The organism is Robiginitalea marina, from assembly GCF_024006985.1.
GTDB lineage: Bacteria > Bacteroidota > Bacteroidia > Flavobacteriales > Flavobacteriaceae > Robiginitalea > Robiginitalea marina.
This window is the reverse complement of sequence record NZ_JAMXIB010000009.1, coordinates 52,572-79,374: the sequence shown is the minus strand read 5'-3', so window position 1 is coordinate 79,374 and position 26,803 is coordinate 52,572. Positions and strand designations below refer to the sequence as shown.

At 56.8% G+C, this 26,803-nt stretch carries 23 protein-coding genes; 3 read left to right on the top strand and 20 right to left on the bottom strand.

Features of this window, described 5'->3' with window-relative positions:
- Nucleotides 1-17: 17 nt before the first annotated feature.
- The 14 genes from NG653_RS11455 to NG653_RS11390 all read right to left on the bottom strand — a co-directional run bounded on the left by NG653_RS11455 (nt 18) and on the right by NG653_RS11390 (nt 19,051).
- A complete protein-coding gene (locus NG653_RS11455) occupies nt 18-1,418 on the bottom strand; it encodes a tetratricopeptide repeat protein (RefSeq protein WP_252741847.1) in 1,401 nt (466 codons plus the stop codon).
- Nucleotides 1,419-1,504: 86 nt separating this feature from the next.
- On the bottom strand, nt 1,505-2,698 hold the full coding sequence (locus tag NG653_RS11450; RefSeq protein WP_252741846.1) for an aspartate aminotransferase family protein: 1,194 nt from the start codon (nt 2,696-2,698) through the stop codon (nt 1,505-1,507).
- Nucleotides 2,695-4,362: an OstA-like protein gene (locus NG653_RS11445; RefSeq protein WP_252741889.1), complete on the bottom strand. Its 1,668-nt coding sequence runs from the start codon at nt 4,360-4,362 to the stop codon at nt 2,695-2,697. The genes NG653_RS11450 and NG653_RS11445 overlap by 4 nt, the downstream gene beginning before the upstream one ends.
- Before the next feature lie 81 nt (nt 4,363-4,443).
- Nucleotides 4,444-5,721 carry an adenylosuccinate synthase gene (locus NG653_RS11440; protein ID WP_252741845.1) on the bottom strand — a complete coding sequence of 426 codons (1,278 nt, stop codon included), beginning with the start codon at nt 5,719-5,721 and terminating at the stop codon, nt 4,444-4,446.
- 11 nt (nt 5,722-5,732) lie between these two features.
- Nucleotides 5,733-6,185 carry a Fur family transcriptional regulator gene (locus tag NG653_RS11435; RefSeq protein ID WP_252741844.1) on the bottom strand — a complete coding sequence of 151 codons (453 nt, stop codon included), beginning with the start codon at nt 6,183-6,185 and terminating at the stop codon, nt 5,733-5,735.
- A gap of 94 nt (nt 6,186-6,279) precedes the next feature.
- Entirely contained in the window at nt 6,280-8,487 is a 2,208-nt protein-coding gene (locus NG653_RS11430) for a RelA/SpoT family protein (protein ID WP_252741843.1), read from the bottom strand.
- A 205-nt stretch (nt 8,488-8,692) separates the two neighbouring features.
- Nucleotides 8,693-9,790 carry a DUF6515 family protein gene (locus NG653_RS11425; RefSeq protein WP_252741842.1) on the bottom strand — a complete coding sequence of 366 codons (1,098 nt, stop codon included), beginning with the start codon at nt 9,788-9,790 and terminating at the stop codon, nt 8,693-8,695.
- A gap of 14 nt (nt 9,791-9,804) precedes the next feature.
- Entirely contained in the window at nt 9,805-10,527 is a 723-nt protein-coding gene (locus NG653_RS11420; protein WP_252741841.1) for a DUF2092 domain-containing protein, read from the bottom strand.
- A 405-nt stretch (nt 10,528-10,932) separates the two neighbouring features.
- A complete protein-coding gene (locus NG653_RS11415) occupies nt 10,933-11,292 on the bottom strand; it encodes a hypothetical protein (RefSeq protein ID WP_252741840.1) in 360 nt (119 codons plus the stop codon).
- Nucleotides 11,293-11,362: 70 nt separating this feature from the next.
- On the bottom strand, nt 11,363-12,622 hold the full coding sequence (locus NG653_RS11410; RefSeq protein WP_252741839.1) for a M48 family metallopeptidase: 1,260 nt from the start codon (nt 12,620-12,622) through the stop codon (nt 11,363-11,365).
- A gap of 89 nt (nt 12,623-12,711) precedes the next feature.
- On the bottom strand, nt 12,712-13,521 hold the full coding sequence (locus tag NG653_RS11405; protein ID WP_252741838.1) for a TrmH family RNA methyltransferase: 810 nt from the start codon (nt 13,519-13,521) through the stop codon (nt 12,712-12,714).
- Between the two features lie 65 nt (nt 13,522-13,586).
- Nucleotides 13,587-14,876, bottom strand: coding sequence for an amidohydrolase family protein (locus tag NG653_RS11400; RefSeq protein WP_252741837.1), 1,290 nt, complete (start codon nt 14,874-14,876; stop codon nt 13,587-13,589).
- Between the two features lie 28 nt (nt 14,877-14,904).
- Complete coding sequence (locus NG653_RS11395; protein WP_252741836.1) at nt 14,905-17,856, bottom strand: amidohydrolase family protein; 2,952 nt, start codon at nt 17,854-17,856, stop codon at nt 14,905-14,907.
- 124 nt (nt 17,857-17,980) lie between these two features.
- The gene (locus NG653_RS11390) at nt 17,981-19,051 is read right to left on the bottom strand and encodes a DUF3810 domain-containing protein (protein WP_252741835.1); all 1,071 of its coding nucleotides are present in this window, start codon (nt 19,049-19,051) and stop codon (nt 17,981-17,983) included.
- A gap of 74 nt (nt 19,052-19,125) precedes the next feature.
- Between NG653_RS11390 and NG653_RS11385 the strand changes: the two genes are divergently transcribed.
- Entirely contained in the window at nt 19,126-20,580 is a 1,455-nt protein-coding gene (locus NG653_RS11385) for an aminoacyl-histidine dipeptidase (protein ID WP_252741834.1), read from the top strand.
- Nucleotides 20,581-20,678: 98 nt separating this feature from the next.
- Here NG653_RS11385 and NG653_RS11380 read toward each other — a convergent pair whose 3' ends face one another.
- The 3 genes from NG653_RS11380 to NG653_RS11370 are packed head-to-tail and all read right to left on the bottom strand — an operon-like array spanning nt 20,679 to nt 23,360.
- Nucleotides 20,679-21,779 (bottom strand): peptidylprolyl isomerase, encoded by a 1,101-nt coding sequence (locus NG653_RS11380; protein WP_252741833.1) that lies wholly within the window; start codon nt 21,777-21,779, stop codon nt 20,679-20,681.
- A 7-nt stretch (nt 21,780-21,786) separates the two neighbouring features.
- Nucleotides 21,787-22,347 carry a gliding motility-associated peptidyl-prolyl isomerase GldI gene (gldI, locus tag NG653_RS11375; RefSeq protein ID WP_252741832.1) on the bottom strand — a complete coding sequence of 187 codons (561 nt, stop codon included), beginning with the start codon at nt 22,345-22,347 and terminating at the stop codon, nt 21,787-21,789.
- A complete protein-coding gene (locus NG653_RS11370; protein WP_252741831.1) occupies nt 22,344-23,360 on the bottom strand; it encodes a DHH family phosphoesterase in 1,017 nt (338 codons plus the stop codon). The genes gldI and NG653_RS11370 overlap by 4 nt, the downstream gene beginning before the upstream one ends.
- Nucleotides 23,361-23,440: 80 nt before the next feature.
- Here NG653_RS11370 and NG653_RS11365 point away from each other — a divergent pair, with 80 nt between their 5' ends.
- Together NG653_RS11365 and NG653_RS11360 are read left to right on the top strand one after the other, a co-directional pair.
- A complete protein-coding gene (locus NG653_RS11365; protein WP_252741830.1) occupies nt 23,441-24,475 on the top strand; it encodes an alkaline phosphatase D family protein in 1,035 nt (344 codons plus the stop codon).
- A 50-nt stretch (nt 24,476-24,525) separates the two neighbouring features.
- Entirely contained in the window at nt 24,526-24,948 is a 423-nt protein-coding gene (locus tag NG653_RS11360; RefSeq protein WP_252741829.1) for a nucleoside-diphosphate kinase, read from the top strand.
- Nucleotides 24,949-25,000: 52 nt separating this feature from the next.
- Here NG653_RS11360 and NG653_RS11355 read toward each other — a convergent pair whose 3' ends face one another.
- The 3 genes from NG653_RS11355 to recF are packed head-to-tail and all read right to left on the bottom strand — an operon-like array spanning nt 25,001 to nt 26,790.
- Nucleotides 25,001-25,294, bottom strand: coding sequence for a DciA family protein (locus NG653_RS11355; protein WP_252741828.1), 294 nt, complete (start codon nt 25,292-25,294; stop codon nt 25,001-25,003).
- A gap of 1 nt (nt 25,295) precedes the next feature.
- Complete coding sequence (locus NG653_RS11350) at nt 25,296-25,730, bottom strand: hypothetical protein (RefSeq protein WP_252741827.1); 435 nt, start codon at nt 25,728-25,730, stop codon at nt 25,296-25,298.
- Nucleotides 25,711-26,790, bottom strand: a complete 1,080-nt coding sequence (recF, locus tag NG653_RS11345) for a DNA replication/repair protein RecF (RefSeq protein ID WP_252741888.1) — start codon at nt 26,788-26,790, stop codon at nt 25,711-25,713. Before recF ends, NG653_RS11350 begins: the two co-directional genes overlap by 20 nt.
- Between the last annotated feature and the right edge of the window lie 13 nt (nt 26,791-26,803).

Genomic DNA, 26,803 nt, shown 5'->3' with positions numbered 1-26,803 from the left:
CGCAAAAGTAGCCTTTTTTATTGGGAAGCCTTCTGGCATTCCCTTATAATGCGCTGTACCCCTTTGGCCCTTGAGATTTCCGGAAAAGCCTTCTTGAACAGGGTCAGTTTCTCCGGGGCTTTCTTCAGGGCCTTTCGCAACAGGCCCTCCCCTTCTTCCACCTGGTGGAGCAGCAGGGTGAACCCTGCAAGATGGAAGAGGAGTTCCACCGCATCGGGGTGGAATTCCATGCCCTGCTCCAGGATGGAAGCGGCAGCCTGCAGTTCCCCGCATTCCCTGAGTACCTCTGCCCAGAGCAGCCAGGAATCCACTTCGTAGTTGCCCAGCTCCGTGGCCTGCTTGAAGGCAAAATCGGCTTCATGCCACTCGCCGAGCGCCTTGTGGATAATTCCCGAACGTTTCCAGTAGGTGGGGTTTTCCCCATCTATATTCAGGGCCTTGTCGATATACTCCCGGGCCTTCAGGTAATCTTTCCTGCGGAGATAATAGTCGGTGATGGCCAGCCATCCCTTGTCGAGCAGGGGGTCCTCATGAACGGTCAGGTAGTAGTAATGCCTTGCCCGGTCGTCTTTGCCGAGTTTTTCATAACACCGCCCCATACGAAGGTAGGCGTGGGAGGTAGGATCCTCCATTTCGGTGGTGGCGGAATAATTTTCTATGGCTTCCCGGTACCGCCCCAGTTTTTCCAGCACCCGCCCTTTCTCGAAATAGGCGCCAAGGAAGGTGTCGTCTGAGATGATGGCGAAGTCAAAAGCCGCCAGGGCCTCCTCATAGCGTTTCAGGGTATAATATTGCTTTCCGAGCTGGTGCCAGGCGATCTGGCAGTACGGGTTGGTCTCCAGGTAGGCATTCAGGTACCGGATGGCCCCGTGGAGGTCGTCCAGGTATTCAAAGCAATAAATGATATTGTACAGGGAGGCATAATCTTCCGGGTCCGAATCCAGGCATTGCATAAAGCAATCCCGGGCTTCCCCATAGGCATCCATGAAAAGGTACTCCATGCCCAGGAGGGAGTAGAGGTCTGCGTCATCCTCGGCGATTTCGAGGGCTTGTTTGAGGAATTCGATGGCGCGTTCGTGGTTATCCTGCTTGGAGCAGATGTTTGCGCGCTGTACATAGATTTCCTCGTTGTTCGGATCCAGTAATTGAACCTGGTCGAGGACCTTTTCCGCTTCGTCGAACCGGTTTTCGAAGACCATTACTTCTACCTCAAGTAACCGGATGTCAAGGGAATGCGGGTGCTGCTGCAACCCCATGCGGATGGCTTTTTTGGCGAGGGAGATTTTTCCGTGGTTCAGGTAATGGTGGATAATGTCTTCAAATTCCTCAGCGTCAAAGAAATAGACGTCATCAGTCTTCAGCATGGATTCAAACTTCGAAATAGGGGGGGTGGGTTGCTCGTTCGGATCAGACGACATACATACCTTTTTGGGTTCCGTATGGAACTAAAAATATTTTTTTACGGGCTTGAACCCGGGTGGCCCCCGGGTTTCTTATCAACAAATTAGTTAACACCGGCCGGGGGGAGGGCATCTAGCAGTTCCAGGATCAGGGCGCAGCCCTCCCTGATTTCGCTTTCCGACAGGGTCAGCGGGGGGCTGATCCGCACTGCCCGGGGTTCGAAAAGGAGCCAGAAGAGCAGGAGTCCGGCCTCCATGGCTTTAAGGACCAGGAAGTTGGCAGTTTCAGGATCGTCCAGGATCAGGGCTAGCATCAGGCCCCTGCCCCGGATTTCCCGGATGCGGGGGTGTACCAGGAGCTCCCTGAAAAGCCGTTCTTTTCGCAGGGTTTCTGCAATCAGGTCCCCCTCAAGGAGTTCCCTGAGGGTAGCCAGGGCCGCAGCGGCTACTACCGGGTTGCCCCCGAAGGTGGTGATATGGCCGAGCTTCGGATTCTCCGAAAGGGCTTCCATATGTCCTTTGGAGGCGGTAAAGGCGCCTATCGGAAGGCCGGAGGCCATTCCCTTGCCCATGACCAGGATATCTGGGATGCAATCGAAATGTTCAAAGGCGAAGAGTTTGCCGGTGCGGCCAAACCCGGGCTGGATTTCGTCGAGGACCAGCAGGGCCCCGGTTTCCCTGCAACGCTGTCGCACCCTGGCCAGGTAGCCCGGTTCGGGAAGGATAAACCCCGCCCCGCCCTGTATCGTTTCCAGGATCACAGCAGCCGTTTTTGTGGAGATTCGTTCCAGGTCATCCACAGCGTTAAATCGGATATGACGGACGTCGGGCAACAGGGGGCGGAAAGGCGCCTTGCGCTCCTCATAGCTCATCAGGCTCAGGCTCCCCAGGGTATTGCCGTGGTAGGCGTCTTTGGCGGCGATCAGTTCCGACCGGCCGGTTACCCGCCGGGCCAGTTTGATGGCCCCTTCCATGGCTTCCGTTCCCGAGTTCACCAGGTACGTCGTCTGCAGGGGAGGGGGCAGGGCCGCGGCCAGTTCCCGGCACAGCTCCAGGGAGGGTCCCTGTATGAATTCCCCGTACACCATCACGTGCATATACTTTCCGGCCTGTTCCTGCACGGCCCTGACGACCCTGGGGTGGCAATGCCCCAGGCTGCAGGCCGATACCCCTGCGATAAAATCGAGGTAGGCCCTCCCATCACGGCCGTAGACATAGCTGCCTGCAGCCCCTGCGATTTCGAGGCCCAGCGGGTGGGGGGTGGTCTGCGATTGGAAGGCGAGGAAATCCCGGGTCATGGCAATGCTTTCGATGGGCGGGCTTTGGTTCTTGCCTGGGGGTCTGCGGGCAGCGGGGCTACGGGGTCGGTGGGGTTCCCGTTATCCAGGGGGTCGCCCCCCTCCCGGTCGATGGGTTCTTCCAGGCCCCGGATGACGGGAAGCACCAGGTTGTTGTCGTCTTCGTCGAACAATGCCTCCTTGGAACGGATGCGTTCCTCCCCCCTCCAGATGAACCCTTTAAGGATCCGGCTGTTCTCGGGGAGGTCCTTTTCGGGGAAGATATCCCCGTCAGGGTTTGTGAAGAAGGTGATCTCCTTAATGTCGCTTTGCTCGAGCAGCAGCCTTATTTTACTGCAAATGGTTTTGTTGATCCCGGTCAGCACCTCGTCGTCGTCGTACATATAGTACAGGACTTCCGTATTGCGGACCAGGTCTACAATTTTCAGCTCATCTTCGATAAACTTGCCGTAGAGGTCCATCCCCTTGGCCTGGTTGTACCCCCGGAAGCCCACGGTGTCTTCCGAGATAATAAAGGCGTTGCCGATCACCTTCAGGGAATCCATTTTGTCCGTTTGAAGGTCGCTGATCAGGTGGATGCTGTCGCCGGTCATCTGGTTTTCCAGGTTCCAGAGCACCGGGTCGCGGATGAGCTGGGTAACCCCTGTGCGTTGTTCGAAATGGATACTGTCGCATTTCCCGCTGAGGTCCGTCTTGTAGAATTTTGCATTCCGGAAGGCGCGGAGGATCCGCGCTTCTGGTTTCCCGGTTACCATAAGGGTGTCTCCGTGCATGTAGAGCGAATCCTGCTCCACCAGGCTGATCGATACCGCCCTTTTGGTGGCGAAAACCGAATCGCGGGCCCGGTGCACCTCGGCATAATGCGCCCGGATCACCCCGTTGTTGAGGGTATCGGTAACCTTGATGTTGTTGGTGGCCGAGGCGAACTCAGCGGCTTTGTCAAAATACACGCTGTCGCCCTCGATAATCCGGTTGCTGTAATGGATTTCGGTGTTTTTGATCCCGTATCCCCGCTCCACCTGCGTGTCGTAAAACCCCCTTTCACAATACAGGCGATAGGTCTCGCCCGTAATGGTGGAAGGGCCGTACATATAAGCGTTTTTGGAGGTGGTGTAGTAGTCCAGCCGGCTCGATTCCAGGGTATAGTCGGGGTTGTTGATCAGCACGCTATCGAGGAACTGGTATTTTTTCGGGATCATGTAGTAGCGGCCTATCCGGCTGGTGAGGGTGTTGACCGAATCGACGATTTTACCATGGTGGTTGTAGTATGATTCCTGATTCTGCCGGTCGAAATACAGGGTGTCGGTCGTGAGCGTCATGCTCCTGTTGGTCAGCCTGACCTCCTGGAAAGCCTTGGCCAGCTTTACGTTGCCGTCATATTCCACGTACCCGCTGGTCATAAGGATTGAGTCTCCCTGTTGCAGGCGTACATTCCCGATGGCCTCGAGGCGGTTTTCCTTTTGGTAAAGCAAGGCATAATCGCACCACAGGTCTGCCCCCTGGTGCTCGAACTGTACCTGTCGCTGGTCTTTTGAAAAAATGGAGGCACCCGGACGGAGCGATTCATCCTTGGTGAAGCTGCCCCCGTAAACGATATTGATTTTCTGACCCTGGTCCGTCCTTTGCTGGGCCCCGAGTATGAGGGGCAACCACAGGAGTACCATAACCATGCGCCGAGTCTTCACCCTGAAAGTTTCGTCAAAGGTAGCCATTTTAGTCCTAGCCCGCGCGCGTTACCCCCCTTGCTAAGGGTTGCGGTGGATGGTCTGGGTCCGGTCCGGTCCCACGGAGACAATGCGGATGGGCACCTCCAGTTCCTTTTCCAGGAACAGGATATACTGCTCCAGGGCTTCCGGCAGTTGGGAGGCCCGGGTCATCCCGGTCAGGTCTTCGTTCCACCCGGGGAGCTCGGCATAGACCGGGGTGAGGTACCGGGCCTCGATAGAATAAGGCAGGTGCCCGATTTGTTTTCCCTGGTAATGGTAGGCTGTGCAGACCTTGATGCGTTCAAATCCGCTCAGCACATCGGCCTTCATCATCATCAGCTGGGTCACCCCATTTACGCGGACCGCATACTTTAGGGCTACCAGGTCAAGCCAGCCACAGCGCCTGGGCCTTCCGGTAGTGGCCCCGAATTCGTTGCCCACCCTGCCCATGGTGGCCCCGTCTTCATCAAAAAGCTCGGTGGGGAAGGGGCCGCTGCCCACACGCGTGGTATAGGCTTTGAAAATCCCGTACACTTCCCCGATGTTGCCCGGGGCAATCCCCAGGCCCGTACAAGCGCCGGCCGCCGTGGTGTTTGAGGAAGTCACAAACGGATAGGTTCCAAAATCGATATCGAGTAGGGAGCCCTGTGCGCCCTCAGCCAGTATTTTTTTGCCCGATTTCAGCGCCTGGTACAGGTATTCCTCGCTGTCGATGAAGCGCAGTTCGCGCAGGTGCTCAACAGCGCTCAGGAATTCCGCCTCCAGCTCCTGCAGGTTGTATTCGATATCCACATTGTAGAAGTGGATCATGGCCTGGTGTTTTTCCGACAGGGCGCGGTATTTTTCTTTCCAGTCGGGGAGTTCAAGGTCCCCGACCCGCAACCCGTTGCGGCCCGTCTTGTCCATGTAGGCCGGCCCGATCCCTTTCAGGGTGCTGCCGATCTTGGCCTTGCCCTTGGCCGCCTCCGAAGCTGCATCCAACAGGCGGTGGGTCGGCAAAATAAGGTGGGCCTTGCGGGAAATCAGCAGGCTCTTTTCAATATCGATGTCAAACCCCCGGAGTTTTTCCAGTTCCCTGCGGAAGATCACCGGGTCGATCACCACCCCGTTTCCCACCAGGTTCACCGCGTTCTTGTGGAATATCCCGGATGGAATGGTATGGAGCACATGCTTGATTCCATCGAATTCCAGGGTATGCCCGGCATTGGGCCCCCCCTGGAAACGGGCGATGATGTCATAGCCCTCCGTGAGCACGTCGACAATTTTTCCTTTTCCCTCGTCCCCCCACTGGAGCCCGAGCAGCAGATCTACACGCATGTTTGGATGGGTTATTTTGTGGCTTCTTTGTTCTTGTTGCGGGTGCCGTAAAAATAAAGCGAGTGGTTGTTAATCTCGATGTCGAAAACCTCTTCGATGGTCTTTTTGATCGACTCGATCCTCGGGTCGCAGAATTCCACCACCTCCCCCGTATCGGTCAGGATCACATGGTCGTGCTGGCGGTCGAAGTACGATTTTTCGTATTGGGCCTGGTTTTTGCCGAATTGGTGCTTGCGGACCAGTTTGCATTCGAGCAGGAGTTCGATGGTATTGTACAGGGTTGCCCGGCTAACCCGGTAATTTTTATTTTTCATTTTGATATAGAGCGATTCTATATCAAAATGTTCTTCGTTGTCATAGATTTCCTGCAGGATGGCATACCGCTCCGGGGTTTTCCGGTGCCCGTTTTCCTCCAGGAAGGTGGTGAAGACATTTTTGACAATCTCCTGGTCTTTTCTGTTCATGAAAGCAGTTCTACAATCCACCCACAAAAATACGGCTAAAAAAGGGAATAGGGGCGAAAACCTTCCCTGAATTTGATTCCCCGGGGCACAGGCCTCAGACCCGTACTACCTTGTCAATCCCGTTGATTTGCTTCAGGTTGGCCATGAGCTTCTTGAGGATTTCCTTATTCTTTACCACCACCTTGATCCGTCCCGAGAAGGTACCCCCGTCTGTATTGAAGTTGATGTTTCGCATGTTCACATGCATTTCATCCGAGATGATGTCGGTGATGTCATTGATCAGGCCAATATTGTCGATGCCGCTCATCCGGAGTTCCGCCGTGAATTCCTCCTGGGTGGAATCGATCCATTTGGCCCCGATGATGCGGTAGGCGTAATTAGACTGCAGGGAGATGGCGTTGGGGCAGTCTTTTTTATGGACCTTGATCCCATCGTTGACGGTCACAAACCCAAACACGTCATCCCCGGGGATGGGGTTGCAGCAATTGGCCAGGGAGTAACTGAGCTTCTCTTCTTCCTTCCCGAAAACCAGCATGTCGTAAGTGGAGGTAATTTCCTCCCGGTCGATGGCTTCGGGAATGGGTTTCTTGCGCATCCGGTTCTTGAAGAAGTTCAGGAAGGCATTGTTGTAGGAGGCCGCGAACTCCCTGATTTTATGGTTGTCGATCACCCCGTTACCCACCCGGAAAAACAGGTCGAGGCTCGTGTTTAGTTTAAAGTAGACCACCATTTTGTTGATGACCTCCTCATTCAGGGTAATTTTCAGGGATTTCAGCTTCCGCCTCAGGATTTCCCTCCCTTCCTCGGCCACCTCTTTCTTCTCTTCCCGCAGGGTCGACCGTATTTTAGCCCGGGCCCTTGCCGTAGTGGCGTAATCGAGCCAGTTCTGGTTCGGCTTGGCGTTCTCCGAGGTGATGATCTCCACCTGGTCGCCGCTTTTCAGGGGGGTGTTCAGGGGCACCAGCTTGCCGTTTACCTTGGCCCCCCGGGTATGCATCCCTACCTCTGTGTGGATGTTGAAGGCAAAATCCATGGGGGTCGCCCCCTTGGGCAGCGATTTCAATTCCCCCTTGGGGGTAAAGACAAAGATTTCCTTGGCGTAGAGGTTGAGCTTGAATTCCTCCACGAAGTCCACCGCACTCCCATTGGAGCTTTCCAGGGCTTCCTGCAGCCGGTTCAGCCAGATTTCGATCCCCTGTTCCTTCTGGTCGCCGTGCTTGTATTTGAAATGCGCTGCGTACCCTTTTTCGGCGATTTCGTGCATGCGCTCACTGCGGATCTGCACTTCCACCCATCGGCCCTTGGGCCCCATCACCGTAATGTGCAGGGCCTCGTACCCCGTGCTTTTGGGGGAGGAAATCCAGTCGCGAAGGCGCACCGGGTTGGGGGTAAAGTGGTCGGTGACGATGGAATAAATTTTCCAGGCCAGGAATTTTTCATTCCTCCGGTCTGACTGGTAAATGATCCGGATGGCGAACTTGTCGTAGATCTCGTCAAAGGAAACATTCTGGGAAATCATCTTCCGGCGGATGGAATAGATCGACTTCATCCGCCCCTTGATGGTATAATTGAGGTTTTCCTTGTCGAGGGAGTCCCGGATGATGTTGGAGAAGTCCTCGATGTATTGCTTCTGGTCTTCCTTGGTATCCTCGATCTTGCTCTGTATGTCGGAGTATACCTCCGGCTCGGTGTATTTCAGCGACAGGTCTTCCAGTTCGGTCTTAATGTTGTAAAGGCCGATGCGGTGGGCCAGGGGGGCATAGATATAAAGGGTTTCCGAAGCGATTTTCACCTGTTTGTGCTCCGGCATGGAATCCAGGGTCAGCAGGTTGTGGTAGCGGTCGGCAATTTTGATGATGATCACCCTCACGTCGTCGTGCAGGGTCAGCAGCATCTTCCGGAAGTTCTCGGCCTGCTGGGAAATGTTCATTTCCTTTTTCAGGTGGGCGATTTTGGTCAGCCCGTCCACGATACGTGCCACGGTCTCCCCAAACAACCGCTCGATATCATCCAGGGTATAGGGGGTATCTTCCACCACGTCGTGCAACAGGGCGGCTGCGATAGAGGTGGCATCCAGGCCGATTTCGGAAGCGACGATCTTGGCCACGGCAATGGGGTGCAGCACATAGGCTTCCCCGGATTTTCGCCTCTGGTCCTTGTGGGCATCCACGGCAACGTCAAAGGCCTGCCGGATCAGCTTCTTGTCCTCATCGGACAGCAATTGATAGCTGATGCGCAGCAGTTCCTTGTACTGCTTGGCAATCTCCTTGTTTTCCTGTTCTATGTAGGCCTGGGTGGGCATAAAATTAAAAATAGCACAAATCCGAAGTGGAAACAACAAAAATCGTGCCCCGGCCAACTTGTCAGACAAAGGGCGCCTGCGGGCAAGCCATCAACGCAGTTTCCGGGCCGTTCGGGGACGCGCGCGACGGATCAGCGGGCCTTAAAAAAAGGGGGTGCGATGCCCTGGGCTATGAGGGAATGTATTTCAGGGATGCCCTGAGCTCTCAGGATTCGGGTTGTACCTCCACAATTTCGTACATGTCCTTTCCGTCGACCTGAATGGGCTGGTAATAGGTTTCCCCGAACTTCACGTAGGTGCGGTCCCCAACTTTGACCTCCTCCCCTCCTTCCGGAAGGTGGGGCACAATGGTCCCTGCCGTGGCCGGTACCACGGTATAGCCCTCGGCATTCTTCTCGTAATACGCGCCGCCGTAATAGTAGTTATAGGTGTTTTCCGTCACCTCGACCTTTTGGGCCGTATCGGGGATGTCGGGCACGGTGGCCCCAACCGGCGCCTGGACCACTTCAAAACCGTCGGCGGTCCTCAGGTAGTAATTGCCCTCTTCATAATGGTAATCTTCCTGGTTTCCGCTGTCATTGGTGATGCTCACAATGATGGCCGTAGTGGCGATGGTGGTCACAAAGAAGCCCCAGGGGTGCCATACGGGCCCCCAGTAGTAGGGCCTGTACGGATGCCAGTAATACGGGCTGTGGCAATAGAAATGAAAGCCTCCCCAGACGTAGGGGGGGCGCACATATACCCTGGGACTCGTGCGCACATAGGTATTTCGGCGGTTGACGTTGACCGTGCGGCTGTTGTCGATGTTGATGTTGGTATTGCCCCTGCGGCTGTTGTCTATATTGACCCGGTTGTTCGAAGTGTTGTTAACCCGGTTGCCTGCGTTTTCACGGACGGTGGTGACCTCCCGGGTCGCGGGCCTGGTTACCTCGGAAGTCCGCACGCTGGAGGCCCTGTCCCTTGCCGTGGTTGCGCTCCTGTCCGAAGTGGAGGGCCGGCTGGTGCTGACCGACCGGTTGGCCTGCCCGGCAGAAGGCCTCGAGATATCCCTGCTGGCGGATTTCTGATAGCCACCATTGATGCTGGACCGGTTTGAGGTGCCTGGCCTGGTGGTGGTCGTTGGCCGCGAAGCAGGTCTTGCAGCGGGTTTGGCTGTGGTGCGGGCCTGGGGGGAAGGACGGGACATTTGGCTCCTGGATGCCCGGTGGTCCAGTCGCTGCGCCCCGGCCTGAAACGGGGTCAGGAAGAAAAGCAGCAAGCTTGCTGCGGCTATGGTCAAAAGCGATGAGGTGGAAGGCTTCATGTCGTGGCGGTAGGTTATGATTTTGGCATGATACTGATCAGGTCGGCGTCTTTGGGCGGAATGAACTCAAAGATTTCATCGGGCAGGGAGGCGCTCGTGTTCCAGGAGCCGAAGGTGCCTTCGAAGATCTCCGGGGCGCTGCCTTTCTTCAGGACCAGGTATTTGCGGGGGAGATAAAAGGCCCCGTTTTCGATCCAAAGCTGGAAGTTATAGGTGTCGTTTTCTGCAATGATGTGGAAGTACTCCGTATTATCCAGGGTCTTGATCCCCGCATAGGAGATTTTATCAAAGTGGGAGAGGAGGTCATCGGCAAAAGACGGGTAGAAGATATCCGCTCCCGGAAATTGCATGCCAAAGGTGGTGTTCACGCTGTCAATGGCGCGGATGATGGAGCCGGGGGCAGGAATGGTGACATAATTGTTCTGATCAAAGGAATACCAGGTCATCAGCGATCCGTTGAACCAATACCCGCGGTGCCCCTTGTGGCCCCTGGAGCGCATGGTGAACCGGTCCGGTCCCCTCAGGTATATCTTGTGGGAGTCGAAATGCCGCTCCAGCATGCCCGCCTCATTGACCTGGTCTTCAACGGTGTTGAGGGTGAAAGAGCAGGCCTCGAGGCTGCCTAGCACCCCGCCCATTTTGTCTATGAGGGCTATGGCGATGGAGTCAATTTCCTTTTGGCCCTGGGAACTGCCCAGTACAGGAAGCCAGATCAGGAGGTAGAGAAGACGTTTCATGGCAGGAGTTCGGTAGATATTTTTACCCGCTTAAATTACTTTTTTGTTTCCGAATGCACAAGGGGCTGAGGCTGGATTTGTTCCCCGGGCCCAGCCTTGCCTCAGCAAGGGATTTGCTACCTTCCCGTATGGGCGCCTTCGCCTTTGCGGCAGCCACCCCCGGGTCTTTTGGAGTGCAGCCATTTTAGTTTCCTGCGTCTGAGCCACGGGGCTTTTGGTTTTGACAGGCCTTCGCCCAGGGCGTGAAACCCGTATGCCGGAACCTACCTACGGGGCAATAATCCCCGGGACCTTCCTTTGGCAAATGGCATCCTGGCGGCTATTGAAACCATGTTCCGGAAGGATGGGGGAACCTTTCACCCGGCTTCCGCGTAGTTTTTTCCAGCCATCTGGTACCTTCGGCATCTACCTGGGCGGTTTTCGGGGTTCCGGGCCCAGGTCTTTATAGGGATAGTCGTAGAGGTCGCTGGTCAAATAGTGGTACCAGTTCCAGAACTTCCAGGGCTTTGCCCTGAAGGTGCGGTATAGCCTTTGGCCGCTGCCTTCCGGATTCAGGCGGAGGTACTTCTCGAATTCGCGTTCCATCCGGGCGATTTCGGGTTCCTGTTCAGGCCCAATGGCGTACTGGAACGCTGCGCTTTGCGTTTCGAAGGTATAGATTATGCCTGGCCCTTCGGTAAGTACGCGGATGTATGCCGAAAAAACATTGCCCAGGGCCACCAGGGCCAGGATGGCGATTAGGGAATATTTCCAGGTTTGTTTCACTTTTTGCCCGTTTGCCGGGGTTACCTAAAGATACAAAAAAACCGGCAGGCGATTGCCCATGGCAATGGGCCTATCCGTTTTGTTTCCGTTGCCTCCCCTGACGGTTCAGTGCCCGTATCCGCGCTGCAAGGGGTGGGTGCGAGTAGTGTACAAATACATAGGCCGGATGGGGGGTGAGGTTGCTCAGGTTCTTTTGGGAAAGTTTCTTGAGGGAGGCTACCAGGGGTTGTGCCGCCAGGGTTTCCCGGGCGTAGGCATCGGCCTGAAATTCAAAACGCCTCGAAAGCCAATTCATCACCAGGCCCGTGGCAGCACTCACGGGGCTGTAGAGCAGGGCAAAACTGAGCAGGGCCGCGTGGAAGCTTGGCTGGGAAACCCCGATGGCCAGGGATAGCTCCGGATTGTTGATAAATAAGGAGAGCAGGAAAAGGGTCAGGCCGGTTAAGGCCACGGAGGCAACCAAATTCGCTGCGATATGTTTCTTTTTATAATGGCCGATTTCGTGGGCCAGCACGGCCACGATTTCCTCTTCTTCCAGGTCTTCGACCAGGGTGTCGTACAGGGCCACGCGTTTTTCACGCCCAAGGCCTGAAAAATAGGCGTTGGCCCGGGTGGAGCGCCTCGAGCCGTCGATGATAAAAATATTCTTCAGGGCAAACCCCACCTTGCCTGCGTAGGCCTCGATCCGGGATTTCAGGCTGCCTTCCTCCAGGGGTTCCTGTTTGTTGAACAGGGGCACGATCAACCGGCTGTAGAACAGGTTCAGCAGCAGGGTAAACAAGGCGATGAGCGCCCAGGCATAGATCCAGAAGGCAGTTCCCGCCCACTGGTAAAACCAGAGGATGCCGGCCAGCAGCCCCCCTCCCAACAGGCCCATAAGGGCCCATCCTTTGAGTTTGTCGGCAAAGAAAAGGGAAGGGGTGGTTTTGTTGAAGCCAAAGCGTTCTTCGATCACGAACGTATGGTAATAACTCAATGGGGTGGCGACAAGGTCGCTGCCGAGCCCCAGGATTCCGAAAAACACCAGCGCCCGGGGGAAGGGCAGGGGGCTCACCGACGCGGCTACCCGGTCTGCCCAACCGAACCCGCCGCCGAGGAAAAAGCACAGAAGGAGCAACAGGGAAAGGCCAGAGGAAAACAGGCCGAAACGGAAATTCGCCTGTTTATAGGCCTGGGATTTGCGGTATTGCTCCTGGTCGTAAAGGCCTTCCAGTTCCTCGGGTACCGGGTCGTTGAATTTGCGGGCATTGAGTATTTCAAGAGTTGTTTCCACCGCGTAATGCAGGATCAGGATGCCAATGATGCTATAGGAAAGGACCTGCGATACCATAGTTGTGCCTTATGATTTCAAAAGTAAAAATATTTCCCGCAGGGAAACGGCGACCGGTCAGGATTCCGACAGGTATCAGGCGCCCCGGATCACGGCCCAAACCCCCGCTGCCTCATGGCTTCGAAAATCAGGATGGCGGCAGCTACGGAGACGTTCATCGAATCGATGGCACCGGCCATGGGGATTTCCACGCGGGCATCCGCTTCCTCCTGCCAAAGCCTGGTAAGGCCATCCGCTTCCGTACCCACCACAAGGGCGGTTGGCCCCGTATAATCGGCCCGGTCATACCGCACGGCTCCCCCCAGGCTGGCGGCGAGTACCTGCATGCCCCGGTGTCGCAGGAAGGCCAGCACCTCCTGGCTGCTGCCCACGCCTACCGGCACGGTAAACAGGCATCCCACGCTGGACCTGATGACGTTCGGGTTGTACAGGTCGCCCTGCAGGTCGGCAATGAGCACGGCATCGAGCCCGGCAGCATCCGCGGTCCGCAAGAGGGCCCCTATGTTCCCGGGTTTCTCCGGGGCTTCGGCCACCAGCACCAGGGGCGATTCGCGCCGGAAAACAAGGGTTGCAAGGTCGTGGCTGCGGGTCGGCACCAACCCGATAACCCCCTCGGTTTTTCCCCGGTAGGCCAGGTGCCGGTAGACCTCAGGGCTCAGACTGACCAGGGGGTACTGCCCGAGTCCGGGCACTTCCCTCAGCTGCTGCTCCGACACGATTTCCGGGCAGAAGTACAACTTCTCCGGCCGGTAACCGCCTTTCAGGGCCAACTGGAGTTCCCGCAGGCCCTCCAGGACAAAGCGCCCATCGCGGATGCGGTCCCTGGACTTGCGGTTCCAGTGTTCCAGTTGCCTGATTTCCGGGTTTTGCGTGCTGCTGATGTGCTTGATCGCTGCCATGGTCCACAAAAAAACGGAACGATATCGACGATCGCCCCGTTTTCAAAGATACGGTTTCTTGCGGGTTACTGCCTGGCGTATTTGCCCATATAGCGCTTCCAGAGCTCTGTTTGGTGGGTTTCCAGGGAAACTTCCCTGCCGTCGATAAAGGCATGGGTGAGTTGGTTTCCGCGCATGTCGAGGGCGTCGCCCCCGGAAATGAAAAGCGTGGCGCTCTTTCCCTCGGCCAGGGTACCGTACCGGCCGTCAATTCCGAGTATTTTGGCGGTATTGCCCGTGATCAGCTGCAAGGCCGTTTCACGGTCCATCCCCTGCCCGACCACCTGTCCGGCATAAAAGGGGAGGTTGCGGATCTGGTGCATCATGGTCCCGTCGTTTTGAAGGCCGACCAACAGCCCTGCATCCACCAGGAGTTTGGGGAGTTTATAGGGCAGGTCGTAGTCTTCATCGACCAGGTTGGGCAGGGAATGCGTGTGTTGTACCAGCACGGGGATGTCGTGCTGTTTGAGGAGTTCAGTGACCTTGTAGGCCTGGTACCCCCCCACCAACACCAGTTTCCGGACACCGGCTTCCTTCAGGGAGCTAACAGCGTCCACAATCTCGCGCTCGCCGTCTGCATAGCAATACAGGGTTTTGGACCCGTCGAACAGCCCCTGCATGGAGGCAAAGGCCGGATTGACCGCCGTGGCGGCCCCGGCCCCGTAGGCTTGTGCATTGCGGATAAAGTCCAGGACCTCGTCCTGCTGCCCGCTGTATTCCTTATTCGGCTGGTATCCCCTTGGTTCCCCCATCCACCAGCGGCCCTGCCGGAAGGCATTGGGCCAGTGGAGGTGTATCCCGTCATCTTCCCTCACTATGGCGTCTTCCCAGTTCCAGGCGTCGAATTGCACGATGGAGGAAGTTCCCGAGATCCTGCCGCCCTGGGGGGTCACCTGCCCGAGCAGTACCCCATTGGGGCGCATGCTTTCCACGATTTGCGATTCCGCATTATAGGCAATGATGCTGCGGACGTGGGGAATCATATTGCCGATTTCCCCCTCGTCATCCGTGGCCCTTACCGAGTTGATCTCCACCAGGCCAATGGGCCTGGCCGGGGCGATAAACCCCGGGTAGACGTGCTTCCCGGTGGCATCGATCACCCTTCCGCTGGGCGCGATTCCGACACCAATGGCGGTGATGGCCCCTTCAGAGAAGACCAGGGTTCCCCCTTCGATGACTTCCCCGTTGCCCAGGTGCAGGGTGGCCCCGGTAATACTGATGGTTTCCGATTGGGGCGGGGCGGGGGTCTGTTGGCTCCTGCCCGCAACGGGGAGGATAAACAGCAAGGCGATAAGATAAAGTATATGCGATTTCATAAGGTTCGTTTTTACGATCAGTAAAGGCTTAAAGGCTGTCACAGGTAAAGGCCCGCCTTACGTTTTGTGCAGGGCCCCTCAGGGGGGCGCCTCCTTCTTTTTCCTCCAGCATGAGGTTGATCAGCAGGTTCCTTTCTTCGGCCATCTGGCGTTTCAGGGCAGCATCCTGTTGCCGGTCGAAATACGGCACCCCTTCGATATAGGTGGTTTCTGCCACGGCATAGACCGAAAGGGGGTGGTTGGACCAAAGGACCAGGTCGGCATCCTTTCCTTCCCGGATGCTCCCGACCCGGTCATCGATATGCAGGAGTTTGGCCGGGTTCAGGGTCACGGTCTTCCAGGCTTCCTCCTCCGAAAGCCCCCCGTATTTCACCGTTTTGCCCGCTTCCTGGTTCAGTCGCCTCGACATTTCCTGGTCATCGCTGTTGATGGCCACGGTCACGCCCTGGCTGTGCATAATGGCCGCGTTGTAGGGGATGGCATCCTTTACTTCGTATTTATAGGCCCACCAGTCACTGAAGGTGGAACCGCCCACCCCATGGGCGGCCATCTTGTCGGCAACCTTGTACCCTTCCAGGATGTGGGTGAAGGTGTTGACCTTGAAACCCATTTTATCGGCGACTTTCATAAGCATGTTGATTTCGCTCTGTACGTAAGAGTGGCAGCTGATAAAGCGTTCCCCCCTCAGGATTTCGGCGAGCACTTCCAGTTCTTCATCGTGCCGGTAGGGCTTCCCGGAATCCTTAAGGGCCTGGTATTCCTTGGCCCGCTGGAAATAGTTCATAAACACCTGTTCCACCCCCATGCGGCTCTGGGGAAACCGGTTGTAGCTCTCCCAGTTGCTTTGCTTAACGTTTTCGCCCAGGGCGAATTTGATGAATTCAGGCATGTTTTCATAAAGCATCTCCCGGGCGCTCTTTCCCCATTTCAGCTTGAAAATGGCGGAACGGCCCCCGATCGGGTTGGCCGAGCCGTGCAGGAGCTGCACACTGGTCACCCCACCCGCCAGGTTGCGGTAGATATTGATGTCCTTCGGGTCGAGCACATCGGTCATTTTCACTTCGGCAGAGGAATTCTGCCCGGCCTCGTTGATGGCCAGGGCCGCGATATGGGTGTGTTCATCGATGATTCCCGCTGTCAGGTGTTTCCCGGCAGCATCCACTACCCGGGCACCCCCGGCCGGGAGGTCTTTCCCGATGCGGGCGATTTTCCCCTTGCGCACCAGCACATCCGTATTTTCGAGGATACCGGCGGCTTCCCCCGTCCAGACGGTAGCGTTTTTAAAGAGTACATCTTGCTGCTGCGGCAGGGTGCGATATCCGTACCCCACGTTGGGGTAATTTAGCGGGACCAGTTCGGGGGCGTCTTTTTCCCTGGCTCCCGCTTTTGCGTTTTTGGGTTCGTACGCCCCCGTCTTCCCGGCGGAGAAGGTCGATTCCCTGCCGTCCGGGAGCACGATTTTACCGGACAGGGCATCGCTGTTTTTGCGGACAAGGCTGGTCATCCGGTACCGCTCCTCCCCGTCGGTGAAGGAAAGGTCGATCCAGTCGCCGGCATAGCTCAGTTTTGATTTGAGTTTGGCCGTGTCGCGGGTGACTTCAAGTTTTGGGGCTTCGGCCTTGCCGCTGACCGATAGGGTAAATTCCTTCCCGTTCGCCTGCAGGCGGTAATCGCCGCGGATGTCTTTCTGGTCCATGTCGGACAGGACATGGCGCTGGCCCATCACCCAGTTTTCGTAAAGGGTGGTTTCCTCGTCGAAGACCGGCCCGGAAGTGATCAGGAAGTTGGCGTGCCTTCCCGGTTGCAGGCTCCCGATCTCGGAGGCTTTTCCGAGCAGGCGCGCGGGCTCCATGGTCAGCGCTTCCAGGGCTTTCGCTTCCGAGAGCCCGTAATCCATGGCTTTGCGGATTTTCTTATGCAGATCTTTGGGTTCTTTTAGCCCATGCAGGGTAAAGGCGAACGGCACCCCGTTGGCATCCAGTACCGCCGGGTTGGACGGGGCCTGGTTCCAGTGCCTCATATCTTCCAGGCTCACGTACTGGGCCTGGTATGGGTTGGAAACGTCAAAGGCATCCGGGAAGTCGAGGGGGACAACCAGGGAAGCCCCCGTAGCCCTTATCTCATCGATGTTCTCATACTCCTTCCCTCCGGCCAGGATCACGTACTGTATCCCGAAGGCATCGCCGATGCCATCGGCCCTCAGCACATGCCCGTTATCGCCTGCCGCGAAGAATTGCACCATGTTTTTGTTCTCCAGCAGGGCTTCCAGGGAAAGGTCGGTGGTGGGCACGTTGCCCTTTGCGTACCAGTCGGCATCGTGGTAGAGCTGCCTGAGCAGGGCCATGGCCCCCATCAGGGAGGTGGGATACGATTGCTGTTTTTGTACGCTGCGCTCAAAGGAGAAGTACTGCCCTGAGGCATCTTCCAGAATCCGCTGTGCGTCGTTCCCCTTTCCATTGAGGGCGATGAGTACCCCACAGCCCCGGGCAATGCCGTCCTGGATGTGGCTGTTGACCACCCCAAACCCGGCTTCCCGCAGGTTGCCGGCTTTCTTATCGTCGTATTTATAGGCAGAGATGGCATCGGCCTCCGGCATAATGTGGTCGTTCCAGTAGTAGCCATCCCGGGTGGGGTCGTATTGGGGCGACCTCCTGCCACCCGGGCTCCGGGTCGGTTGTTCCACCCCATAGGACGAAAAGACGTCTATAAAGGAAGGATATACGGATTTTCCTTCCAGGTCCATAACAAGGGTGTTGGCCGGCAGTTTCACCCGCGTCCCCACTTCCACGACCTTCCCCTGGTGGATCAGCAGGGTACCCTGGTCGATCACCTGCCCCGGGGCCACGTGGATCCGGGCATTGGTGAGGGCCGTAAAATTGTTGTTGCTGGCTTTTACCCCGTCATTTTTAGGAAAATAATCCTGGGCAAAAACCACTGAACCCAGCCCGAGGAAGGCCAGGAGAGCGATTTTCCATTTCATGAGAAAAGTGCATTTGAATTAGTCGATTTAAATGTAGGATAATGCCCCGGCTTACCCGGCCCCCCCTTTTACTTTAACATATAATTAAGAATCTAAAAAAACGGATTTCCCTCCCGTCAGAAGGTCACATTCCCGGATTTTCCCTGTGGTACGCGACCATCAGGGAAACCACCCGGTTATAGCTCCGGATCCCGTCTTTCTGGCGATTGGCTTCCAGGTACTGGTTAAAAATGGCTTTGAAAACCGGTTCCATGGGGTTTTCAAAGGCTTTCCAGAATTCCTGCAATTCCCTGAAATTCCCCCGTACCCCGGGATGGATTTCCCCCAACAGCTTTTTATAGGCTTCCGGGTCTCTGCGGTTGACTTCGGAAAGGCAATGACTCAGCCCAAAGGTCAGGGCGGAATACCGGAAATAAGGGTCCGGGCTGTGGAGGGTGACCAGGTACCCGATGAAATTGGTTTCGTTCTCTGCGGAATATCCGAGCTGGTGTCCCACTTCATGGCCACAGACCACAGGATACCGGAAGAGGGGCAGGCGGCGGTTAACCTGGGCTTCCCCGGTAAAGGGGTTCAGGTAACCCCCGTACCCCATATAGGAAAGAAGGGTGCTGAATAGCGAGGGTTTCAGGCTGGGGGGGGTGTACCGGAAGGGGGGATAGGCTTCAGCCAGGCCCCCGTAGGCTTCCAGGGTTTTTTCAAGGATTTCCCGCTTGCTGTAGGGCAACCTTACAGGCTGCAGGGTGTCCCCACACAGACGGCTTTGGAGCAGGTTGGTCTCCCGGCCCAGCCGTGCGGTGAGGCTTACCAGTTCGCTGGTGGTATAGGACTCCCTGAGCCCAAGGACATGGGAGAGCGGCATCCTGAAATAGTTCAGCCCCCACAACAGGTAAAAGGAAAAGTAGAGTACGGCAACCCCGGCGGCGACATCCCTGAAAAAGGACCACGGGTGGTTCCTGATCCAGTGCCACTTTCGGATGACCCATGCCAACCCGGCGATCCCGAGCAGGAAATAACAAAGGTCGCCGACTGAGAAGGGGACCCATCCGTACAGGTATCGGAAAAAGGTGGAGATATGGGGGTAAAGCCCCTGGCTGTAGGCCGACTCCACCCATTGCGGGTGCCCTGATACCCAGGCAATCAGCACTACCTGCAGGGGGAGGGAAAGGGCAAGGCCATTTTTCAAGGGATGCGCCATGGGGGTAAAAATAGCCAATTCCCCTTCATGCTGCCCGGGAATGGTTATTTTTGAACTTCTAAAACCACACCTCCATGTCCGATGCCATTGCCCGATTGGAACCCAGGTCCCTCTGGAAGCATTTTGCCGCCCTTAACGCCATTCCCAGGCCTTCAAAAAAGGAAGGAAAGGTCATCGACTTCATGATGGACTTCGCGGCTTCCCTCGGACTCGAAGCCTCCCGCGACGCCGTTGGGAATGTGCTGGTCCGCAAACCGGCCAGCCCCGGGATGGAGGATCGGAAAACCCTGGTCCTGCAGGCGCACCTCGATATGGTCCACCAGAAAAACAACGATACGGACTTCGATTTTGAGGCCGGGGGCATCCGCATGTACACCGACGGGGACTGGGTGCGGGCAAAGGGTACTACCCTGGGTGCCGACAACGGACTGGGAGTGGCCGCCATTATGGGGGTGCTCGCTTCAAATGCCATTCCGCACCCTCCCCTGGAAGCCCTGTTCACCATAGATGAGGAAACCGGGATGACCGGGGCCAAAGGACTTAGCCCTGACCTGCTGAAAGGGGAAATCCTGCTGAACCTCGACACAGAACAGGACGACACCCTGGAAATCGGCTGCGCAGGGGGCATAGACGTCACGGGGACGGGGAAATACACCCCGGTGCCCACCGGGGAAGGCCATACCGGGTTCCGGCTCCGGGTAAAGGGCCTGCTCGGGGGGCATAGCGGGATGGATATCCACAAAGGCCTTGCGAACGCCAATGTACTGATCGCCCGGATCCTGATGGCAGCCTGGGAGCAGGGCCGCTTCAGCCTTTCAGAGCTCCACGGGGGCAACCTGCGCAACGCCATCCCGCGGGAAAGCGAGGCGGTGCTGGCAGTCCCCAAAGCCGGAAAGGCCGACTTCCGGGAGGCCGTGGAGGGGGAAATGGCTGCGATCCTGGAGGAGTTTGGCCCGAGGGAGCCCGGCCTGCAGCTGCTCCTGGAAGACATCCCGGCCCCGGGGCCGGGCATGGGCCCGGAAGCCGTTAAAACTTTGCTCTCCTGCCTGTGTGGCCTCCACCATGGGGTTTACGCCATGAACCAGGAGTTCCCTGGCCTGGTGGAGACTTCCAACAATGTGGCCCAGGTATCCGTCCAGAACGGGGAAATCCGGATCGGGTGCCTGACCCGCTCTGCCCGGGAATCCTCGAAGGCCAACCTGGTTCGAAAACTCCGCGCCGTGTTTTCCCTGGCCGAATACAGGACTGAAACCAGCGGGGAATACCCGGGCTGGCTGCCCGACCCTTCCTCGGAAATCCTGTCGCTGCTCAGCCGGCGGTATGAGGCCCTCTTCGGCCAGCCCCCTGTGGTGGGGGCCAGCCACGGCGGGCTGGAATGCGGGATCTTGAAGCACCATTACCCTGAAATGGATATGGTCAGTTTCGGCCCAACCATCCTGGGGGCACATTCCCCCGATGAGCGGGCCTCGGTGAGTTCTTCGCAGAAATTCTGGAAGTTGCTGCTCGACGTACTGGAGCATACCCCCTGACGGGAGGATCAAAAAAAGCCCGGCGAGCGCCGGGCTTTAAACCATTTAAGCGGGAACGGGAATAACCGCTTCCTTCGCCTGTCTGTAGGGGCGATACCCTATTCCACTAGGCTGACCATTTCCAGGTCGAATACCAGGTCGGTATTGGGGGGGATGGGCCCGCTGCCCTGGCTGCCATAGCCCAGGTGCGACGGGATGAAAATCCGCCATTTGTCACCTGCCTTCATCTGCAACAACGCTTCCCTAAACCCGGCCACCAGGCCCATATTGGGGCTGAAGGGAATGGTGAAGGGGCTGAAGTCACCCCGGTGCATGGCAAAAAGCTGCTCGTACCTGCCGAATTCCCGGGCGATGGAATCGTTGCTCGTATCGAAGAGGGTGCCGTCTTCGAGCCAGCCGGCGTAGCCTACCGAGATCCTCTGGCCTTCCACCGGGGCGGGTCCATCCCCCTCTTTCAGGACGATATACCTCAGGCCCGAGGGCAGGGCGGTAGCGGTCTCCTTCTGTGCCTGCAATTGTTCCCCGAAAGCCCTGATTTTCGCCTGCAGGGCTTCTTCCTCGGCGAAGTATTCCGAGAGGATTTGGACGGCGTCAAACCCTTTTGCCGCCTTGCCCTGCCGCACGATCTTCACCTTGTCCATCAGGACGGAATCGACCGGGCGGTCTGTGGCATCCGTGGGCACGGCAGCGATGGAATCGATCACTTCCAGGCCGGAAACGACCTCTCCGAAAACGGTATGCCGTCCGTTGAGCCAGGGGGTTTCCTTATGGGTGATGAAAAACTGGCTTCCGTTGGTCCCGGGCCCCGAATTGGCCATAGACAGGATGCCTTTTTTGGAATGGGTCAGGGAGGGGTCGGTTTCATCCTTGAACCGGTATCCGGGGTTTCCGCTCCCGGTGCCCGTCGGGTCCCCGCCCTGGATCATGAAATCAGGGATGACCCGGTGGAAGATGAGCCCGTCGTAATAGGGTTTCCCCCTGTAGGCCTCGCTCACAAATGGGTTGTTCCCTTCGGCAAGGCTCACGAAATTGGCTACTGTGAGCGGGGTTTTTTCCTGTTCCAGGCGGATGATCATAGCGCCCTTGGAGGTCTGCATTTCTGCGTATATCCCTTCCCCGAGTTCGGCGTACTGGTTCGACTTGCAGGAGGCGGTGGCCAGGGCCAGCAACAGGCCCAGGGCCACAGGGATGTTTTTCATGGGAAAATTAGTTTTCATCGTGATTTTCATCGGTTTGTTTTTCTATTTCAAGGACAGTAAGGGTACATTTCAGGGGTACGTTGGGGCCGATCCGGTCATTGTCGCCATGGTACCCGAAAGCCAGGGAAGAGGGGTATAAAAACGTTGCGGTTTCCCCTTCTCCCAGCATTTTAACGCTGGCCCGAAGGCCCGGGAACAATTCCATTTTATCGACCTTGTAGCGGATAACCCCGGTTTCCTCCCGCGTATACAGGGTATCCTCATTCCACGTCCTCAGGTCGTAGGTGAGGGTGACCCAATCGTCCGTCCCGGGCAGGTAAACCCCTTCGGCCTGGCGCGAATTGTAATAAAACCGAAAGCCGCTGGAGCTGTCGAGGTACCGGTGCAGGCTGTCCCTGGCGATCAATTCCTGCATGAGGGTTTCCTCGCGGGCGAGCAATTGTTTGTTGCGCGCTGCAGACTGCTTCAGGAAACTACCGCTCTTCACCTCCACCGGACGGCGGGGTTGCTGTTGCGTACAGGACGCTGCCAGGAGCGAAAGGCAGGCGAGTATGAAAAACTTTTTCATTCCATTAGGGCTTTTTGGTATTGCGGAAGGATGCCCACAAAGCGCTCCACGGTATCCCCCAGGCTTTCGGAACTCCTCCCGCCGGCCGCATTGATGTGCCCGCCCCCTTCGAAGTGGGCCCGGGCCATGTTGTTTACTGAAAAGTCGCCCTGGGAGCGGAAGGAGATTTTGATAATCCCCTCATCGCGGTTTTCGATAAAAATGGCCGCCAGCACCACATCTTTCAGGGAAAGGCCGTAATTGACGAACCCTTCGGTGTCCCCTTTGTGGAAACGGTGCCGGTCCAGTTCGTCCTGCGAGAGGGTGATATAGGCCGTCCGGAATTCCTTGAGGATTACCAGGTTTTGCAGCGCACAGCCCAGCAGTTGCAGTCTTTCCGGCCGGTTTGTATCATAGATGTTTCGGTGGATATCCGTATGGGGCGCCCCCCGTTCCATGAGTTCCGCGGCGACCCTCAGCGTTACAGGGGTGGCGGCAGCGTACTTGAACGATCCCGTATCGGTCAGGATACCGGTATAGAGGCAGGAGGCTACAGAAGGGGTAATCGAGTCCCCCAGCCCCAGCGCCCGGATCACATGGTAGACCATCTCACAGGTGGAACTCATATCGGGGTCCGACAGGGTGACCTGCGCATACCCATCGGGGCTCTGGTGGTGGTCGATCATCACGAAAGGAGGTGCCGCAGCCCTCAGGGGTTCTGCCATGGGCCCAATGCGTTCAAGGGTATTGAAATCGAGGGTGAAAACCACCTCGGCAGACCCGATGAGACCTTTGGCCATTGCTTCCTGCTTTTCATAAACCACCACGGCATCTGCCCCGGGCATCCATTTCAAAAAATCCGGGAACTCGTTGGGTGAAATCACGGTAACGGCATGGTTCTGGGCCCTGAGCAGGTGGCAGAGTCCAAGGCAGGCGCCCATGGCATCCCCGTCGGGATTCTTGTGGGGGACCAGGAGCACCCTTTTGGGAAGGCGGAGCAATTCCTTGAGCGAATGGATAGCTGTCGGATTCATGCGGTCAAAGATATCCTTTTTTTAACGAACCCCTGGTTCAAAAATCCTACATTTAGGTCCTGAACACAAGCCTTTTTCCCATGAAAAAACAGGTATACCTTTGGTGCTCCCTCCTGTTGCTGGCCGGCTGTAAAACCAGTAAACCGCTTCCCCCCGGGGTATCGGGGGCGCAGGATGGGACCTTCCGGATTGCCCTTGGTTCCTGTAACGATACGGACCGGGAAAACTTCCTGTGGGACGACATCCTCAGCCTGAAACCGGACCTTTGGATCTGGGGAGGCGACAATATCTATGCCGATACGGGCGATCGGGATTCCCTCAGGGCCTTCTACAAGGCTCAGAAACAAATCCCCGGATACCTGGCCCTGGAGCAAAGCACCCCAATAATCGGTACCTGGGATGACCATGATTACGGGTTGAATGACGCAGGGTCCGAATTCGAGGCAAAGGCAAGGAGCCAGCAGGAATTCCTGACCTTTATGGGGGTTCCCGAAAACAGCCCGCGCCGCCGGCAGGAAGGGGTGTACACCTCCCATACCTATTCCCTTCCCGGGGGCAGCGTTAAGGTGATGGTTTTGGATACCCGGTATTTCCGCTCCCCCCTTACCCGCGACCCGGGCGGCAACAAACGCTTTATACCCAACCCGGAAGGGGAGGGGACCGTGCTGGGGGAAGCCCAGTGGGCCTGGCTGGAACGCGAGCTGCGGAAATCCGGTGCGGATTTCAACATCCTGGTGAGCAGTATTCAGGTCCTTTCCGGCCAGCATGGCTTTGAGACCTGGGGAAATTTCCCGCATGAAACGCGCCGGCTCCTCCAACTCATCGCCGATTCCGGGGCCCGTGGGGTTTTCGTCCTTTCCGGGGACCGGCATATTTCGGAGTTTTCCCGTACCGCTACCCCTCCGCTTGCCTACCCCCTGGTCGACTTTACCTCCAGCGGCCTCACCCATGCCTACACGGGGTTCCGGGGCGAGCCGAACCCCTTCCGCGTCGGGGATGTCGTCTCCACGGAGAGTTTCGGTTACCTGGTCCTCGATTTCAACGCGAACCGGGCCATTTTCCGGATTGTGGGGGACGGGGGGGAAATCCTCGGCGAGCTGGCTCAGCAATATTAATCTTGCGGGTTGGGGTCAGAAAGCGTACTTTTGCCGAAAATTTTTAAAAAATGGCAGGAAACAGAACCTTTACCATGATCAAGCCTGATGCCGTGGAAAATGGGCATATCGGACCCATTTTGGAGAAAATCACTGCGGCGGGGTTCCGGATCGTTGCGATGAAGTATACCCAGCTCAGCCGCAGGGATGCGGGGGAATTTTATGCGATCCACAAAGAGCGTCCGTTTTTTGGGGAACTGGTCGACTTCATGACGCGGGGCCCGATTGTGGCAGCCATCCTGGAAAAAGAGAATGCCGTTGAAGATTTCCGCGCACTGATTGGGGCTACCAACCCGGCGGAAGCGGCCGAGGGGACCATCCGCAGGCTCTACGCCAAAGACATTGGCGAGAATGCCGTCCATGGATCCGACAGCGATGAAAATGCCCTGATCGAGGGGGCGTTCCATTTCTCCGGCAGGGAAGTCTATTCCTAACGGCACCGGCACTTTAAATACCATATGCCCCGGCCTTTGGGCCGGGGCTTTTTTATTGCAGGCGGAGGGTTTTTACCAGCTCCTTCCCAAGCTCGGCATTCAGCAGGTCGATGATCCTGGAGGTCCCCAGGCTAAGCTCTTCCCGGAGGACGGAAGAGTTCAGGGCAACGTAGAGGGTGGTACCCCGTAGCCGCACGTCCCGGGTATACCCCGCCACCCCGGGCCCCATGGCCCTGGCCCAGGCCTCGGCCACACGCACCTGGTCGAGCCCTTCTTCGAGGCGGTTGCCTTTCAGGAACGACTTCAGGGCATCGCCCAGGGATTGTTGGTTCTCTTTTTTGGCCACCTTACGGAGTTATAATCAAGGGTTTGTATCGAACGTATTCATAGCGGAGACCATTTTGGTGCAGGGTAACCAGGGTTTCCCCGTCGAGCTCCAGCACTTCTTCCTCCCAGGGCTGGCCCTCTCCTGAGAACACCAGGAAAAGGCGGCCATCCCTCCAGGATACGGCCATGGGCAGGGCATCATCCGAGGTCAGGTAGGTCCCCATGACGGTAGGCTGTACTTTTTTCCGGAATCCTTTCCCGGCCTCCCATTGAAAATATTCCACCGCGCTGCTGGCCTGGTATTCCCTGCTGCCGCCGTCTGGAAAAACCACTTCCCGGATTTCCCAGTAGCCGTTGAGCCGTTGCAGGTCTTCCGGAGCCGGGCGGGTCTGGCATGAAAGCCCCATAAAAAGGAAGGCCAGTACCCAAATTGCTTTAGAGTGCGATAAAGGCATAGGTCTGGTGGATTTCCCTGACAATATTTTCCGTGCGTTCGGCATGGGTGTCGCTGATAAAGATTTGCCCGAAAAGCTCCTGGTTTACCAGGCTGACAATGTGCGCCACCCGGTGTTCGTCCAGCTTGTCGAAAACGTCGTCCAGCAAAAGTAGGGGGGTCCCTTCGAGCCGTGCTTTCATAAACTGGAACTGGGCAAATTTCAAGGCGATCAGGAACGACTTCTGCTGTCCCTGACTGCCAAATTTTTTAATGGGGTGGCCCTCGATTTCCATGCCCAGGTCATCTTTGTGGACCCCCTGGGTGGTGTACTGCAACATCCGGTCTTTGTCCAGGCCGCTTTTCAGGAGGTCTTCCAGGGGTGCTTCATGGAGCTGGCTTTCATACCGGAGGCTTACGGGTTCATCCCCCCCGGATATGGCGCGGTACTGCGCGCTGAAGATAGGGGAAAAAGCTTCCATAAAGGCCTTCCTCCGTGCATGGATGCGTTGCCCGAGCGGCCCGAGCTGCAGGTCATAGACCTCGAGGCTTGCCCTGTCGAAGGTATGGTTTGCCGCGAAATACTTGAGCAGGGCGTTGCGCTGGGAAATGAGCTGTTGATAGTCCAGCACGTCCTGCAGGTATGCCTTGTCGGCCTGGGAAATGACCCCATCGAGGAACTTGCGGCGGGTGTCGCTTCCTTCTACGATAAGGTCCCGGTCCGCAGGGGAAACAATCACCAGGGGTACCTGACCGATGTGTTCCGAGATGCGGTCATAAATTTTTCCATTTCGCTTGACCACCTTTTTGGTTCCTTTTTTGAAACTGCAGACGATGGTCTCCTGCCTGTTTTCTTTCTCAAAGGACCCTTCTATCACGAAATACTCCTCCCCATGGCGAATGTTTTGTGTGGTGACCGGGTTGAAATAACTCTTTCCGAAGGCCAGGTGGTAAATGGCATCCAGCACATTGGTTTTTCCAACCCCGTTGGGGCCTACAAGGCAATTGATCTTGGCATCAAACTGCAATTCCCTGGCCTCGAAATTCTTGTAATTCAGTAAGGATAAACGCTTCAGGTACATCATGAAATCGGTG

Coding starts and splice junctions, on each gene's coding strand:
- NG653_RS11455 (WP_252741847.1), bottom strand. CDS start 1,418: ATGTCGTCTGATCCGAACGAGCAACCCACCCCCCCTATTTCGAAGTTT.
- NG653_RS11450 (WP_252741846.1), bottom strand. CDS start 2,698: ATGACCCGGGATTTCCTCGCCTTCCAATCGCAGACCACCCCCCACCCG.
- NG653_RS11445 (WP_252741889.1), bottom strand. CDS start 4,362: ATGGTACTCCTGTGGTTGCCCCTCATACTCGGGGCCCAGCAAAGGACG.
- NG653_RS11440 (WP_252741845.1), bottom strand. CDS start 5,721: ATGCGTGTAGATCTGCTGCTCGGGCTCCAGTGGGGGGACGAGGGAAAA.
- NG653_RS11435 (WP_252741844.1), bottom strand. CDS start 6,185: ATGAACAGAAAAGACCAGGAGATTGTCAAAAATGTCTTCACCACCTTC.
- NG653_RS11430 (WP_252741843.1), bottom strand. CDS start 8,487: ATGCCCACCCAGGCCTACATAGAACAGGAAAACAAGGAGATTGCCAAG.
- NG653_RS11425 (WP_252741842.1), bottom strand. CDS start 9,790: ATGAAGCCTTCCACCTCATCGCTTTTGACCATAGCCGCAGCAAGCTTG.
- NG653_RS11420 (WP_252741841.1), bottom strand. CDS start 10,527: ATGAAACGTCTTCTCTACCTCCTGATCTGGCTTCCTGTACTGGGCAGT.
- NG653_RS11410 (WP_252741839.1), bottom strand. CDS start 12,622: ATGGTATCGCAGGTCCTTTCCTATAGCATCATTGGCATCCTGATCCTG.
- NG653_RS11405 (WP_252741838.1), bottom strand. CDS start 13,521: ATGGCAGCGATCAAGCACATCAGCAGCACGCAAAACCCGGAAATCAGG.
- NG653_RS11400 (WP_252741837.1), bottom strand. CDS start 14,876: ATGAAATCGCATATACTTTATCTTATCGCCTTGCTGTTTATCCTCCCC.
- NG653_RS11395 (WP_252741836.1), bottom strand. CDS start 17,856: ATGAAATGGAAAATCGCTCTCCTGGCCTTCCTCGGGCTGGGTTCAGTG.
- NG653_RS11390 (WP_252741835.1), bottom strand. CDS start 19,051: ATGGCGCATCCCTTGAAAAATGGCCTTGCCCTTTCCCTCCCCCTGCAG.
- NG653_RS11385 (WP_252741834.1), top strand. CDS start 19,126: ATGTCCGATGCCATTGCCCGATTGGAACCCAGGTCCCTCTGGAAGCAT.
- NG653_RS11380 (WP_252741833.1), bottom strand. CDS start 21,779: ATGAAAAACATCCCTGTGGCCCTGGGCCTGTTGCTGGCCCTGGCCACC.
- gldI (WP_252741832.1), bottom strand. CDS start 22,347: ATGAAAAAGTTTTTCATACTCGCCTGCCTTTCGCTCCTGGCAGCGTCC.
- NG653_RS11370 (WP_252741831.1), bottom strand. CDS start 23,360: ATGAATCCGACAGCTATCCATTCGCTCAAGGAATTGCTCCGCCTTCCC.
- NG653_RS11365 (WP_252741830.1), top strand. CDS start 23,441: ATGAAAAAACAGGTATACCTTTGGTGCTCCCTCCTGTTGCTGGCCGGC.
- NG653_RS11360 (WP_252741829.1), top strand. CDS start 24,526: ATGGCAGGAAACAGAACCTTTACCATGATCAAGCCTGATGCCGTGGAA.
- NG653_RS11350 (WP_252741827.1), bottom strand. CDS start 25,730: ATGCCTTTATCGCACTCTAAAGCAATTTGGGTACTGGCCTTCCTTTTT.
- recF (WP_252741888.1), bottom strand. CDS start 26,790: ATGTACCTGAAGCGTTTATCCTTACTGAATTACAAGAATTTCGAGGCC.